This window comes from Micromonospora sp. NPDC004704 (assembly GCF_053601675.1).
Map to the genome: position 1 here is coordinate 1 of NZ_JBSGCD010000031.1, position 14,207 is coordinate 14,207.

General features: G+C 69.9%; 13 protein-coding genes. 5 read left to right on the forward strand and 8 right to left on the reverse strand.

Annotated elements, in window-relative coordinates; translation table 11 throughout:
- Positions 1-810, forward strand: an 810-nt coding sequence (locus ACWEFB_RS29895) for a glycosyltransferase family 4 protein (protein ID WP_452290781.1), incomplete at its 5' end; no start/stop codon positions are given.
- A 95-nt stretch (positions 811-905) separates the two neighbouring features.
- Here the strand turns inward: ACWEFB_RS29895 and ACWEFB_RS29900 are convergent.
- From ACWEFB_RS29900 to ACWEFB_RS29915, 4 genes are all read right to left on the reverse strand, one after another.
- Entirely contained in the window at positions 906-2,189 is a 1,284-nt protein-coding gene (locus ACWEFB_RS29900; protein ID WP_363590625.1) for a citrate synthase, read from the reverse strand.
- Positions 2,190-2,343: 154 nt separating this feature from the next.
- Entirely contained in the window at positions 2,344-4,410 is a 2,067-nt protein-coding gene (locus ACWEFB_RS29905) for a sulfatase-like hydrolase/transferase (RefSeq protein ID WP_452290783.1), read from the reverse strand.
- On the reverse strand, positions 4,403-5,854 hold the full coding sequence (locus ACWEFB_RS29910) for a class I SAM-dependent methyltransferase (protein ID WP_452290785.1): 1,452 nt from the start codon (positions 5,852-5,854) through the stop codon (positions 4,403-4,405). Before ACWEFB_RS29910 ends, ACWEFB_RS29905 begins: the two co-directional genes overlap by 8 nt.
- Positions 5,855-5,873: 19 nt before the next feature.
- Positions 5,874-6,020 carry a hypothetical protein gene (locus ACWEFB_RS29915; RefSeq protein WP_326558714.1) on the reverse strand — a complete coding sequence of 49 codons (147 nt, stop codon included), beginning with the start codon at positions 6,018-6,020 and terminating at the stop codon, positions 5,874-5,876.
- Between the two features lie 288 nt (positions 6,021-6,308).
- Between ACWEFB_RS29915 and ACWEFB_RS29920 the strand changes: the two genes are divergently transcribed.
- A complete protein-coding gene (locus tag ACWEFB_RS29920) occupies positions 6,309-6,701 on the forward strand; it encodes a VOC family protein (protein ID WP_326558715.1) in 393 nt (130 codons plus the stop codon).
- A gap of 73 nt (positions 6,702-6,774) precedes the next feature.
- Here the strand turns inward: ACWEFB_RS29920 and ACWEFB_RS29925 are convergent, their stop codons facing one another.
- Positions 6,775-7,464 (reverse strand): helix-turn-helix domain-containing protein, encoded by a 690-nt coding sequence (locus tag ACWEFB_RS29925; protein ID WP_452290788.1) that lies wholly within the window; start codon positions 7,462-7,464, stop codon positions 6,775-6,777.
- 164 nt (positions 7,465-7,628) lie between these two features.
- Between ACWEFB_RS29925 and ACWEFB_RS29930 the strand changes: the two genes are divergently transcribed.
- Positions 7,629-8,783 (forward strand): phospholipase D-like domain-containing protein, encoded by a 1,155-nt coding sequence (locus ACWEFB_RS29930; RefSeq protein ID WP_452290790.1) that lies wholly within the window; start codon positions 7,629-7,631, stop codon positions 8,781-8,783.
- A gap of 24 nt (positions 8,784-8,807) precedes the next feature.
- On the opposite strand, the gene ACWEFB_RS29935 is transcribed toward ACWEFB_RS29930, so the two are convergent.
- A complete protein-coding gene (locus ACWEFB_RS29935; RefSeq protein WP_452290792.1) occupies positions 8,808-9,668 on the reverse strand; it encodes an NAD-dependent epimerase/dehydratase family protein in 861 nt (286 codons plus the stop codon).
- A 136-nt stretch (positions 9,669-9,804) separates the two neighbouring features.
- Here ACWEFB_RS29935 and ACWEFB_RS29940 point away from each other — a divergent pair, with 136 nt between their 5' ends.
- Positions 9,805-10,401, forward strand: a complete 597-nt coding sequence (locus ACWEFB_RS29940) for a DUF2975 domain-containing protein (RefSeq protein ID WP_452290794.1) — start codon at positions 9,805-9,807, stop codon at positions 10,399-10,401.
- Entirely contained in the window at positions 10,401-10,625 is a 225-nt protein-coding gene (locus ACWEFB_RS29945; RefSeq protein WP_326558720.1) for a helix-turn-helix domain-containing protein, read from the forward strand. Before ACWEFB_RS29940 ends, ACWEFB_RS29945 begins: the two co-directional genes overlap by 1 nt.
- 98 nt (positions 10,626-10,723) lie before the next feature.
- On the opposite strand, the gene ACWEFB_RS29950 is transcribed toward ACWEFB_RS29945, so the two are convergent.
- Together ACWEFB_RS29950 and ACWEFB_RS29955 are read right to left on the reverse strand one after the other, a co-directional pair.
- Positions 10,724-12,610 carry a Xaa-Pro dipeptidyl-peptidase gene (locus ACWEFB_RS29950; RefSeq protein ID WP_452290797.1) on the reverse strand — a complete coding sequence of 629 codons (1,887 nt, stop codon included), beginning with the start codon at positions 12,608-12,610 and terminating at the stop codon, positions 10,724-10,726.
- Positions 12,611-12,916: 306 nt separating this feature from the next.
- Complete coding sequence (locus ACWEFB_RS29955) at positions 12,917-14,197, reverse strand: Ig-like domain-containing protein (RefSeq protein ID WP_452290799.1); 1,281 nt, start codon at positions 14,195-14,197, stop codon at positions 12,917-12,919.
- Between the last annotated feature and the right edge of the window lie 10 nt (positions 14,198-14,207).

The following is a 14,207-nucleotide window of genomic DNA, read 5'->3' on the forward strand; positions in this document are numbered from 1 at the left end:
AGCCGCGTCATCACCTGCTCCGGATACATGCGCGACCAGGTCAACAACCTCTTCAACCTCCCCACCACCCAGATCGACGTCGTACCCAACGGGGTGGAGACGCACCGGTGGAAGGCGAGTGCCGCCGCTGTCGCCGCCGCCCGCAAGCGCTTCGCCGGAGATGGCCCGCTGGTCACCTTCGCCGGCCGCCTGGTGTACGAGAAGGGCGTCCAGCACCTCATCGCGGGACTGCCCCGGCTGCGCCGGGAGCACCCCGGACTGCGCCTGGTCATCGCCGGCGACGGCCCGTACCGGGGTGAGCTGGAGGCCGACATCGACCGGCTCGGGGTACGGGGCGCGGTCACCATGCCCGGCTTCCTCGGCGGATCGGACCTGCCCGCGATGATGGCGGCGTCGGACTGCTTCGCGGTGCCGAGCATCTACGAGCCGTTCGGCATGGTCGCGCTGGAGGGTGCGGCAGCCGGGGCCCCGCTCGCGGTCGCCGCCACGGGTGGGCTCGCCGAGATCGTCGAGACCGGGGTGACCGGGATGACCTTCGAGCCGAAGGACCCGGACGCGCTCGCGGACGCCGTACACGCCCTGCTGGCCGACAGTGACCGGGCGCGGGAGCTGGCCCGCCGTGCCCGGCGGATGGTGGCCGACGACTACGGGTGGGCGTCGATCGCACAGCGCACCGCCGCCACCTACGCCACCGCGATCGACAAGGCCTCGGCGTTCACCACCGAGCAGGCGGCGCACCGGTTGGCGCACGGCCGGCCGGTGCTGGACATCCCGGCGGGGAACCTGCTCGCCGCCGTCGGCGTGCGCTGACCGCAAACGGTCCCGGTATACGACTCCGGCCGCCGATGCCCGAGGGCGTCGGCGGCCGGTGGTGTCACGGCTCAGAGTTGTACCGGTGGCACCGTTCAGCGCTGGTCGACCGGGACGAACGCCCGCTCGCCGGCACCGGTGTAGAGCTGCCGCGGACGGCCGATCTTGGTCTCCGGGTCCGAGATCATCTCGCGCCACTGGGCGATCCAGCCGGGCAGCCGGCCGAGCGCGAAGAGCACGGTGAACATCTTGGTCGGGAACCCCATGGCCTTGTAGATCAGGCCGGTGTAGAAGTCCACGTTCGGGTAGAGCCGACGCGACACGAAGAAGTCGTCGGCGAGCGCGATCTCCTCGAGCTGCAGCGCGAGGTCGAGCAGCGGATCGGGCTTGTTCATCCGGGCGAGTACGTCCTGCGCGGCCTTCTTGACGATGGCCGCCCGCGGGTCGTAGTTCTTGTAGACCCGGTGGCCGAAGCCCATCAGCTTGACGCCCTGCTCCTTGGCCTTGACCCGGCGGACGAAGGCCTGGACGTCCCCGCCGTCGGCGCGGATGCCCTCCAGCATCTCCAGTACCGCCTGGTTCGCGCCCCCGTGCAGGGGACCGAAGAGCGCGTTCACGCCGGCCGAGACCGAGGCGAACAGGTTGGCCTGGCTGGAGCCGACCAGCCGGACGGTGGAGGTGGAGCAGTTCTGCTCGTGGTCGGCGTGCAGCACGAACAGCATGTCGAGGACGCGGGCGACAACCGGGTCGACCTCGTACTCCTCCGCCGGTACGCCGAACGTCAGGCGCAGGAAGTTCTCCACGTACCCGAGGGAGTTGTCCGGGTAGAGCTGCGCCTGACCGATCGACTTCTTGTACGCGTACGACGCGATCGTCGGCACCTTGGCCATCAGGCGCACGGTGGAGATCTCGACGTGCTCGGGGTCGAACGGGTCCAGGCTGTCCTGGTAGAAGGTCGAGATGGCGCTCACCGCCGAGGAGAGCACCGCCATCGGGTGCGCGTCGCGCGGGAACCCGTCGAAGAACCGCCGCATTTCTTCGTGGAGCAGCGAGTGCCGGCGGATCCATTCACTGAACTCGGTGAGCTGCTGGGCGGTGGGCAGCTCGCCGTAGATCAGCAGGTACGAGACCTCCAGGAACGAGGCCTTCTCCGCCAGCTGGTCGATGGGGTATCCGCGGTAGCGGAGAATGCCCGCATCTCCGTCGATGTAGGTGATCTCCGAGGAGCAGGCGGCGGTGTTGACGAAACCCGGGTCGTAGGTGACGTACCCGGTCTCCCCCAACAGCTTGCCGACGCCGATCCCGGACGGGCCCTCGACAGCGGGCCGCACCGGCATAGACAGTTGCCCGCCGGGGTGGTCGAGCTTGACATCCGTCATGTGGTTCCTCGCTTCGGCGGCAAAATCTTCGTTGAATTGCCTCTGTTCCTACGGTAATCGTGGCGCGGAACCAACACCTGGCCATGGTCGAGCGGTGAGGGATGCGTCACGCATCACCCCACTTGCGAAACTGTCGCCTTGAATGTCGCCTAAGTCACAGGCGTAACCGGCGCAACTCGGCACCGTCGCTGACCAGGAACAACTCCAGCTTGTTCGCACCGGGGACGAACAGCGACTCGTCGCTCACCAGGGCACCGAAGCGACGACCGTTCTTGTCCGGGTCGACCACCGGGACAACCGCCCCGATCCGGCCGTTGACCGCGACCGCGATCCTGGCGCCGGTACGCACCGAGTCCGGGACCGTGCCGCAGACCAGCGCGGGCAGTCGCCCGCCGTTCGGGTCGATGTTGTCGAAGGCGTCCCGATTGATCACGCTCACCCCGGTCCGGTCGTCGCTGACCGGCAGGTCAGCGACCCGACGCCCGATCAGCTCGGGGAACGGGGGCGCGGGCAGCTTCGGCCGGGCGGCGCCGCTCAGCACCTCGGCGAAGGTCTCGCCGGGGAGTTGCAGGGCGAACGTGGGCTGGTCGTGGAACCGTTTCTCCGTCCGCTCCCGGCTGACGTCCGGCGCGACCAGACCGTCGACCGACCAGGGAATCCGGACCTGTGCCCGGTCGGCGATGGTCGGCAGCAGGTCGACGTGCTCCCAGTTGCGGTCGTCGATCCGCCCGTCCCGCTGCCCCGGCTCCTTGACGAACAGCGGCACCCAGGCCACCTCGCCGGGAGACCGGTCGATCGACGCCCGGCCCCGCCCCTGGACCCCGGGCGTGAAGCTGAGTCCGTGGTCGGCGGTCACCACCACCAGGGCGTCGTCGTAGAGCCCGGACTCACGCAGCGTACGGAGGGTCTCACCGATCAACCGGTCGGTGTACCCGAGTTGCAGCAGGTGACGCTGCCGGGCCAGTTCCACCCAACCGTCACCGTCGTTGGGCATACCCGGCGGTGAGTCGTACCGCATGCCCGACGGGAGGTAGTTCCACGGGGTGTGCGGCATCAGCAGGTGCAGGAAGTGCAGCGTGGGCCGTTCGGCGGGACGCAGGTCGGCGAGGAACCGGGTGAACCGGGCCGGCTGGTTGACGTCCAGTTCGCCCCACCGGAACCTCGGGTCGGTCGGCGGCGGCTGTTGCTCCTGCTCCTCGAGTTCCGCCTCCTGGCGGGTGGCCTCCCGGTACGACGACTCCGGGTCGTCGGGTACGTCGACGGGCGAGACGATCTGGCGGAGCAGTCCGACGCTCTCCCGCAGCAGCACCGGCAGTCCACCGCGGACCGGCGTCTCGCGCCGCGCACACTCGCTCGGCGGGCAGAGCTGGCTGATGCTCTCCTGGACCTTGAGGTCGTAGGTCCCGCCCAGCAGGGTGAACAGGTTGTCCGGGTACTGCGAGTAGTGCGGGGCCCGTGCCGACGACGGGTAGCGGCCGGTCAGCATCGCCGGCAGCGCGTACGGGGTCCACCCGCTCACTCCGGTGGCGTTGCGGTACCAGGTTGATCCGCCGGCCAGTGCGGCGAAGTTGGGGAACCGGGTCGCGTCGACCGTCCCGCCCTCGCCGAGCAGCGAGACCAGCGGCAGCTCGTCCAGGACGAGCATCACCACCGGTGGATGGCTGGCCGACTCGTGCGCGGCGCCGGGACCCGAGCCGCGCTCGGCCGGCAGCACGACCGCCGAGGCCGGCGAGGCGAAGACGAAGAGCAGGACAAAAACCAGCGGGCCGGCGGCGGCGATCCGCAGTAGCTGTCCGGCCGCCCGCCAGCGCCGGTACGCGTACGCCCCGGCGGCGCCGACGAGCAGCGCGACCAGTGCCAACGGCAGCCCTCGCCAGGGCAGCAGGTGTTTGCCGACCTGGATCGCGAGCGCGGCGAGCAGCAGCCCCAGCGACACGGTGTGCACGACGCCCCGGACCACCGGCCCGATCAGCCGGATGAGCGCGCCGACCCCCCAGACCAGCACCGGGATCGGGACGGTGAAGGCTGCCACCAGCAGCAGGATCTCCACCGGCCCGGCACCGTAGAAGAGGAAGAAGTCGGGGCTGCGTCCGGTGACGTCGAGCAGCGGTTGGGTGATCACCAGCCCGCAGAGTGCCACGATCTCCAGGAACGCGGGAAGTTCCGAGCGCCACCAGCGGGACAGCCGGCCCCGGCCGCGCGGGGTGGCCGGGTCAGCCACGCGGCACTCCGACGTAGAGCGTCCGGGTGCCCGACGGAAGTTCCTCCCGCGCGGTGATGTCGCACCGCCGGGCCAGTAACCGTTCGAACTCCTCCCGGCGGTAGTCCGGAAAGAGACCGGCCGGCTTGTTGGCCAGCAGCCGCCGGGCCATCGGGTCCTCCGGGTGGACGAACTCGGCCACCAGCCGACCGCGCGGACCAGCGGTCGCCAGGAATCCGACCAGCCAGTCGACAACCCGGGGCAGCGGCACGTTTCGGCCGATGGCCAGGTGGTGGATCACGGCCAGGGCAAGCACCGCGTCGACATCGGCGCGGGCCGCGAAGGAGGCCCGTTCGACACCGCCCCAACCCCCGCCGGGTGAGGGGTCGGCCAGGTCGAGCACCAGCGGCAGGATCCGCCGTTCACCGTCGGCCCGCAGGCGCCGGTAGAGGTGCTCGACCACCGCCGGATCGCTCTCCGCCGCCACCACGTACGCGGCGTGCCGGGCGGCGAGTCGGGAGTAGTCGCCGTCGTTGGCGCCTAGGTCGAGCACGAGTTGCGGGGCCGCCCCGGCCAGCGCCGACTCGACGAAACGCTCCTTGCGCTCCCGGTCGGCCTCGGAGTAGCCACAGGTCTGGCGGTACTGCTCCCAGTGACTCGCCGGGGGCTGCCAGTCCAGCCGGTGGACCAGCTTCTCCACCGCCCGTACGCCCGACAGCACCAGGTCCCGCGAGAAGCCGGCGTCGCGCAGTTCGGCCCGGACCGTCCCGGTGCTCGCGTCGGCGTGCCGGGCCTGCATCGCGTCGTGCAGGTACACGTGCTTGAGCACGCCCGCGGAGAACCGGCGGGTGCCGCCGAAGACGCGGCGCATCTGGCCGGGTTCGACGCCGTCGATCCGGGATCGCAGCCAGGGCTGGAAGTCCAGGTCGAGGTGCGCCTGCAACATCAGTGGGTAGAGCAGGGTCTGGCAGAACTGCCGGTAGCCGGCCCAGGGCTCGCCGTCGCGCGCCCGTTCGAAGGAACCGATGTCGATGAAGACCGGCGTGGCGCCCCGCCACTGCAGGTTGTACGCCGAACCGTCCTTGGTCGTGAACCCGCAGTCCAACGCGGCGGTGAGGATCTCCAGGTGCAGCAGCGCCGCGTCCCGGAGCATCCCGAACGACCACTCGTACGGGTAGGAGACGAACGGTATCCGCTCGTGCCGCAGCACCGTGTCCCAGGAGGTGTCGTCGGGCATCGACAGGGTGTCCCGGTCGACGGGTTCGGTGCCGCAGACCTTGCCTGCGGTGAGCAGGGGTGGGAAGAACTCGCTGGCCGCCAGCGCGTGCCAGTCCTCGGTGGCTCGCCGGTCGAGCCCGCGCAGCACCTGCCCGTCGAGGTAGAAGACCCGGTTGCCGGGGTCGCGGAACGAGCCCGGCTCCGCGCGTACGCCGGCCTCCGATGTGGAAAGTGGTGGCGGGGACATCTGCGACCGGGCCCCGCTCTCAGTCCTTCTCGGCCGGCTGCCGGCGCAACCGGCCGACCAGCCGACGCCAGTACAGCTTGGCCGCGACCGCGACCCCGGCGGCACCGCCGATCACCGCCTGCACGATGAGACTGCCGGATCCGGCATCCAGATAGGCCAGGTCCATCTCGGCCGCCCCTTTCATTTTCGTCCCGCATGTTGATACGTCGGACGGCACCGCGAGCCCGCCGCGCCGGCCGGGACGGCGTCCGCGTCGGCGTGTCGCGAAGAGTCGTCCGGTGCCGGCAACCCCCTGCTCATCTGGGCTTCAGGTGCCGTTAACCACACCGTACGCCGGAGATCGCCCGCTCGCACTCGCACTGCGGACCTGGTGCCGGGTGTCCGATTCGCGCTCCACGAACGGGTGTCCGATTCCTTCAAGACGGGCGCCGACCGGCGACCCTAGGGTGGGGCAATGCCACCTCAACTGGATGTGATTGCCCTGGTCGTTGCCGACATGGGCCGCTCGCTGACCTTCTACCGCCGCCTCGGGTTGGAGATCCCGGCCGACTCGGACGGAGATCCGCACGTGGAGGCACTTCTTCCCGGCGGGCTGCGTCTGGCCTGGGACACCGCGGAGATGACCTCCTCGATCGACCCGAGCTGGTCCATGCCCACGGGCCACGGTCGGATCACTCTCGCCTTCCGGTGCGAGAACCCCGCCGAGGTCGACTCGGCGTACGCCGAGATGACCGAGGCCGGCTACACCGGGCATCTCAAACCCTGGGATGCCTTCTGGGGCCAGCGCTACGCCACCCTGCTCGACCCGGACGGCAACGGGGTGGACCTCTTCGCCCCACTCACCTGACCGCGCCGTGAGCTCCAACCCGGTCCACCGCTCGCGGCTTCGGCGGCCCGATCACCGGCACGATCCCGGGCGGCTAGGTGATCAGGTCGCGGGGTGGGACGCCGGTCAGCGCCCGGATCTCCCGGGACAGGTGCGGCTGGTCGGCGTAGCCGGTCCGTACCGCGGTGTCGGCGGCCGGTACTCCGGCCCGGAGCAACGCCACGGCCCGCTGCATGCGCAGGATCCGGGCCAGTGTCTTCGGCCCGTAGCCGAACAGCGCCCGGCTGCGCCGGTGGAGTTGGCGGGGGCCGAGGCCGAGATCGGCGGCGGTGCCGGCCACGTCGTCACCGGCATCCAACCGGGCGACCACCGTACGGGCGATCGGGTCGGGGCCACCACCGTCACCCAGCCGGGCCGCCGCCACCGACTCCAGCAGGCGTTCGGGGCGGTCCGCGTACGCGACCCGCTCGTCGAGCTCACGGGTGCGGGAGTCGGACCAGAGCGCGGTGAGCGGGACCCGCTGGTCGCGCAGCTCGTACGCCGGCAGACCGAACACGGCCGGCCCGGTGCCGGGCGGGAACCGCAGTCCGACGTACCGCTCCCCCGTGGCGGTCCCGACGTGGGCGGTGGTGTCCGGCCCGGCCACCAGCAGCCCGTGCCGCTCCGACCAGATCAGGTCCATGCACCCGTCGGGCAGGACCCGGACCGGTGCCGCCCCCGGCGTCGCCGTGCTCCACCACAGGACGGCCCCGCGCACCAGCGCGGAGGTGGTCTCCCGGTACATGTCCCCCAGCCTGCCAGCACCGGCCACCGGCCTGGTCTGCGGCCCGCCGGGACCCGGCCGGGTGGGTCGGAATGCGGTGCTCGTGCCGCTGGTGCGTCTTCCGGCACGGCCGGTGTCCTGGAAGCCGACACTACCGAGGGTTACGGAGTGTCAGCCTGACAGCTATGACACGTTTCGCCGCGGGCAAGATAGAGGCCTTCGTCGGGCCGCCCGAACTCGGCGCCGCCGACGATCTCGAACAGGTCATCGTCGGGTTCATCAACGACGCCAGGGATTCCCTCGACGTCGCCGTACAGGAACTCGACTCCGAGCCGATCGCACAGGCACTGCTCGACGCCAGGTTCCGTGGTGTCGACATCCGGATCGTGCTCGAACAGGACTATCTCCGTACGGCCAAGGTGCCCAAGGTGGCGGCGCGCGCCGGCGAATCGGCGCAGGCCGCCCAGCGGCGGGTCCAGTGGGCGGCCGAACCCGGCGCCCGCAGTCTGGAGCCCAACCGCAAGATCATGGCCGCGCTCCTGCGCTGCGCCGTCGACGTCAAGGCCGACTACAACCCGGCGATCTTCCACCAGAAGTTCATCGTCCGCGACTACCGGAGACGGGCCGGAGCCACGTCGGCGGTGCTGTCCGGGTCGGCCAACTTCACCGGAACCGACTGCCACCGCAACCTCAACCACGTGGTGACCTTCCACGACGCCCGGATCTGCCAGGAGTACGCGGGCGAGTTCACCCAGCTCCGCGCCGGGCTGTTCGGTCGCGGCGCGCACGGGAAGGTGCCCCGGGCCTACAACCTCGGCGGGATACCGGTGAAGGTGCTCTTCGCGCCGGACCACGCGCCGGAGCTGGAGATCATGAAGCAGATGCTGAAGGCCACCGGCCGGGTGGACTTCGCCGTCTTCACCTTCGCCGGCTCGTCCGGCCTGGACGACGCCATGATCGCCCTGGCCGCCGCCGGCCGTACGGTCACCGGCGCGGTGGACCCGGGTCAGGGGGCGCAGCGGTGGGCCGCGACGCACGACCTGAACCGGGCCCAGATCGCCCTCTACGCCCCGATCAGGTCACCCGCGTTCGGCAAGCTGCACCACAAGCTCATGACGATCGACGACAGTACGGTGATCGCCGGTTCGTTCAACTACACCGCACCCGCCAACCAGTACAACGACGAGAACATCTTCGTGCTCGGCAGCCCGTACCCGGATCTGCCGGCCAGCGAGGGCGGGCCGGTCGACCTCGGTCGGTGCGCCGAGCTGACCGGCTTCTTCCGGGCCGAGATCCAACGCATCATCGACGCGGGCGAACGTTTCGCCGGGGCGGGTTAGCCGCGACGGGTCGGGCGCTCCGGATCAGACGACCACCTGGTCACGCCAGGAGTGCGTGGGGTCGTAGCCGAGGATCCGGCGGGCCTTGTCGATCGACATCAGGGTCTCGTTGCCGACGAGTTCGCGGGTCAGCGGGACCTCCGGGAAGAGTTCCGCGGCCAGTTTCGCGCTGGGACGGCTCATCACCGTGTCGGCGTTGGCGATCACAAAAACATCGACCCCGGTCCCCTGGTGCTCCAGTCCGAGGCGGACCGCCTGGGCGCCGTCCCGGCAGTCGATGTACGACCACAGGTTCCACTTGCGCAGCACGGGATCGGCGTCGAAGGCCGGGAAGGCGGCATAGTCGGCCGGCTCCATCACGTTCGAGAACCGCAGACCGATCATCTTGAGGTCCGGCTGCCACCGGCAGAGCTGCCCGGCGAGTTCCTCCTCCAGGTGCTTGACCAGCGCGTAGTTGCTCTCCGGACGGGCCGGGTACTCCTCGTCGATCGGGATGTACGGCGGCGGGGTGTCGAACGGCAGCCCGAGCAGCGTCTCACTGGAGGCCCAGACCACGTTCCGGATCCCGACTGCCCTGGCGGCGGTGAAGACGTTGTAGGTCGCGGTGATGTTGTGGTGGAACGTCGCCGAATTGGTCCGCAGGCCCGGTGCGGGGATCGCGGCGAGATGCACCACCGCGTCCACGCCCGCGTGCCGGTCGTCGATCGCGCTGAGCGCCTCGATGGTCTGGCCGTAGTCGGCCAGGTCCACCCTCGTGTACGGGCACCGCGATGTCGCGGGTGGCGCCGCGTCGAGGTTGACCACCTGGTAACCGTGGTCGAGCAGGTCGTCGACAACCGCCCGACCGAGCTTGCCGCTCCCGCCGGTGACCGCGACCCGGGTCACCACTGTTCCGCACCCAAACACGAGATCATGCGACCAACTTAGGGCGTGTCCCGTCGCTGCGACGGCGGTGGGTTGACAAGAGCCGTCGACTTATCGATTATCGAGATATCGCTAATCGATAAGGTGGAGGTGTCTCATGAGATTCCGCAACCCTGACTGGCTAGCTGAACTGCAGGGTGTCGTGGTGGTTGCCCTGGTCGTCCTGGCCGGGATCATCGCGTTTAACGTCGTCACGCTCGCCGACGGCGGGCCCGTGACCGCCCAGGTTCCGGCCGACGCGGTGGCGGATGTCGCCGGTGCTACGGGTGGCCTGCGCACCGGAGTCGTCGTCGACGGTGACGTCGAGGTGCGGGTCGCGGACCCCACACCGGGCCAGCTCGTGGCGTACCACCTGACCGTGCTGCCGATGTTGGCCGTCGCGGCGGCGGTGCTGGTCCTGCTCTGGACCGTGCTGCGCCGCGCCCGTCGCGGAGATCCGTTCGCCACCGGTACCGTCCGGCGCCTGCGCCGGATCGGTTGGGTCGCCCTCGTCGGTGGCGTCCTGGCGCAGCTCGTACAGCTGCTCGCTTCCCTCGAACTGACCGCGCGGGTCACCGCCGACGGCGAGCAGTCCGCAACGCTGGACCTGACGCGGACCGGGTTGCTCCTGCTGCTGGGCTTCGGGTTCTTCGCCATCGCCGAGATCGTCAAGCGCGGGCTGGCGATGCGGACCGAACTGGAGACGGTGATCTGATGCCGCCCGAGGAGGATCACCGCGTCGACGTACATCTCGACAAGCTCCTGGCCGAACGCGGCCTGACCCTCACCGAGCTGGCCGACCGGGTCGGCCTGACCCTCGCCAACCTGTCCGTCCTGAAAAACGGTCGGGCGCGGGCGATCCGGTTCAGTACCCTGACCGCGCTCTGCCACGAACTGGACTGCCAGCCGGGCGACCTGCTCACCGTCCGCCGATCCTGACGGGCAGCGGTCATCGACCGCGCCGGACCGCCATCCAGGACAGCCGATCGGCCGCCGGGGACTGCTCCCCGGCGGCCGATCGAGTGTGGCGCGGACGCTCAGAAGCCGAGCGCGGACCGTCCGCCGACCACGGGAATGCGCAGTTCACTCTCGTTGGGCGCGACCCGCAGGCGGGTGCCGCCCAGCGGGAGCAGGGTGTACTCCTGGTCGCTGGAGAAGACCACCACGCCGATCCGGTGTCCGGCGGCGAAGATGTAGTCCTTGGGCTCCAGGGTCCACCTGTAGTCGTAGAACTTGCCCTGCTTGACCTTCTCGGTGCGGTCGGCGTCCTTGCGGTTCTGCGGATCCGTCCACCCTCGGGTCACCACGACGGGCGCGGCGGTCGACCCGGCCGGACCGTAGTCGACCAGGTAGGTGGTCAGGTTGGCGTCGGGCTTGTTGTCGATCGCCAGCCGCAGCCGCATCTCGGGCCGGCCGGAGAGCCGGACGTCCTGGGCGAGCACGGGCGAGGTGTAGGCCAGCCGGTTCGGGCTGGCGGTGTCCGGCTGGGCCACCAACTGGGTCGGCGCGATGGTCCGCCCCTCGTCGACGAACCCCTGCTCGACCTTGCCCTTCGGCGGCTTTCCGGTGGTCAGGGTGCCGGGCTGGGTCGCGCTGGTCGCGGCGAGGCGCAGGTCGACCTCGCGTGCGCCGGGGTCGGGCCAGTTGGCGTACGTGGTGTAGGCGCGGTTCTCACGCTGGACCACCGCGGTCGGCTCGTCCATGATTCCGTTGCGCACCCCCCACAACCAGAAGTCGAACCACCGGTTCTCGGTCTGCTTGTAGGTCCAGGACCTGCCGTCCGGCAGCGGTACGGTGGCGCCACTGCCGGGTCCACCGTGCCCGCCCTGGTGCAGCCAGATCTTGCGCGGTACGTCGTACCGGGCGAGCTGGTCCCACCAGCCGGCGAAGTTCTCGGTCTTGACGTTCCAGTCGTTGAGCCCGTGTACGACGAACACGCTGGCCTTCACGTCACGCGCGCCGCCGAGGTAGTCCCGCTCCTGCCAGAACCGGGTGTAGTCACCGGTGACCCGGTCCTGCTCCCTGGTGATCTCGGCGATCTCGTCGGCGCAGGTTCCCTCGGCCCGCGCCTGCCCGGCGGTGTACTGGGCCAGGATGTCGGCGTCCTCGCCCTGATAGGTGCCGGGGGCGACGACCAGGCCGTTCGCCCGGTAGTAGTCGTACCAGCTGCTGATCGCCGAGACCGGGATGATCGTCTTGAGGCCCTTCACCCCGGTGGTGGCGACCATGTTGGGCAGGGTGCCGTTGTAGGAGACCCCGGTCATCCCGACCGCGCCGGTGGTCCAGCCGGCGGTGACCGGAGCCCCGCTGGCGTCGAATCCCCTCGCCCGGCCGTTGAGCCAGTCGATGACGGCCTTGGTGCCGAGCGTCTCGGCCCGGTCGCCGCTGGTCGGGCAGCCGTCCGAGTCACCGGTGCCGATGCTCTGGCCGAGCACCACGGCGTAACCGCGGGGCACGTAGTAGTCGTCGAGCGATCCGGGGAGGTTGGCCTTCGCGATCGCGCGCTGGGCCTGCTCGCCGGCGGCCGAACGGGCACCGTTGCGGCCGGTCAGCCCGTTCTGCGGCAGCTCGTCCACCAGCACGCTCGGGTACGGCACGTCGCCCCAGGTGTCCTTGCGGTACGGGCTGTGCTCGAAGATCACCGGCACCTTGAAGCCCCTGGTGGCGGTCTCGGCGGGGCGGGAGATGTCGATCGCGACCCGGTCGAGGCGACCGTCGTGGTCGGTGTCCAGCGGCGTCTGGACGAACACCCGCTCCTCGATCGCGTCGGCGAGCGAGAAGACCGGCTGGGTCATCCCGTCACTGACCACAATGGTCGGAGGGGGCGTACGGGTACCGGCGGCGGCGGGCGCCACGGGTGCGGTCAGGACCAGAGTGCCGGTCAGGATGGCGGTGAGCAGCACCGGGTGACGGGGTCGACGCATGGGCAGTTCCCTTCGATCGGGCTCGTGGCCGGAACCGGTCAGGGGGACGAATCGAGTTGGTTCCATCGGCCACACATGCTAGGCGCGTCGACGCCCGTAGTCGATCAATCGCGGGCGTACCGGGTTTCCGGTTGCCGTACCGCAAGCGGGTGCCCAGGGACGGGAATCGCCGGTCCCGACGGGACCGGCGCGAGGTCGGTGGCCACAGTGCACAGTCGGGCGGGGCCTACCGAAGAAGCCGGGCGGTGAGGCCGGACGGGGTGGGCTCCCCGTCGGCTTCACCGCCCGGCGTACGTTCCGGCGGGGTCAGCCGCCGGGGTTCGACGGTGCCGGTGCCGGCGGCTGGTTGCTCGCCGGCGGGCCGCTGGGCGCGGGCGCACCGGCGGCGGCCGGCGGCGCGGCTGCCGGCTTCAGATCCTGCGGTACGGGCAGCGCGCTGCCCTTCACGTACTCGTCCCAGTCCATGTTCCAGGCGGTCCAGCCGTTGCCATCCTCGAGCTGGACCTCGGTCCCGCGCACGGTCACCAGGTCACCGACCTGGGTTGTCCGCATCAGGAAGGCGGCGTTGGCGGCGGAGACGTTGGTGCAGCCGTGCGAGACGTTCGTGCTGCCCTGATCGCCCTCGGACCACGGCGCCGAGTGGATGAACTCGCCGCCCCAGGTCAGGCGCTGGGCGTCCTGCACGGTGACGACGTACGGGTCGGCCGAGCCGGTCGTGTCGAAGACCGTCTGCTCGTGCTTCTCCATGATCACCATCTTGCCGCTGGACGTCGGGGTGCTCGACTTGCCGAGGCTGACCGGGATCTTGCGAACCAGCTTGTCGTCCTTGAACACCGACATCTGCTTGGTGTCGTTGTCGATGTCCAACGAGACCTTGTTGCCGATCCTGGCGGTGGCGGTCCGGTCGGCGTCACCGAACCCCTCCTTGCCCATCGGCACCCCGTCGAGCATGGCCTTGACGCTGATCGTCGTACCGGCCTTCCAGAAGTCCGGTGCCCGGTAGAAGACCTGCTGTCCGTCCTCGGTCCAGTGCCAGGCACCGGGCTGCGCCGGAGTGGTGGTGACAAAGAGCCGCTTCTGTACGTCGGCACGCTGTTCCTTGGGCACTCCCGGGTCGAAGTCGACCGTTACCGGCATCGCCACCCCGTACGTCCGTTTGTCCTGGAAATAAAGGGTGGAGAAGATTTCCCTGTCCGGCTTTCCCATGGTGGTGAAGTTGGTCGTCCGGGTTACTTCCTTGCCCGCGTCGTTGGTTGCGGTGACCTGCGCCGTATAGCGCTGTTTGTTCTTCAGCGCCTTGTCGGGCAGCCAGGACGAACCGTCCGTACGCAACGAGCCCGCGACCTTCCCACCCTTGTCGTCGGTGAGCGTTACCGCCGTGACCTTCCCGCCGGTGACGGTCAGGCCGACCTCGGTGCTGATCGGGAGGTCCTTCGCATTCGCCGCAGGACTGATCGCAAGTTGCGGCGGCGGAACCGCCGCCTTTGCGGCTTCCTTCTTGTCCTGCTCACTGGTGCACCCCACCAGGGCCAGTGACGCGGTAGCGACCATCGCCACCAGAATTGTGGCCCGACGCCTCTTTGTCATGATCCCCACC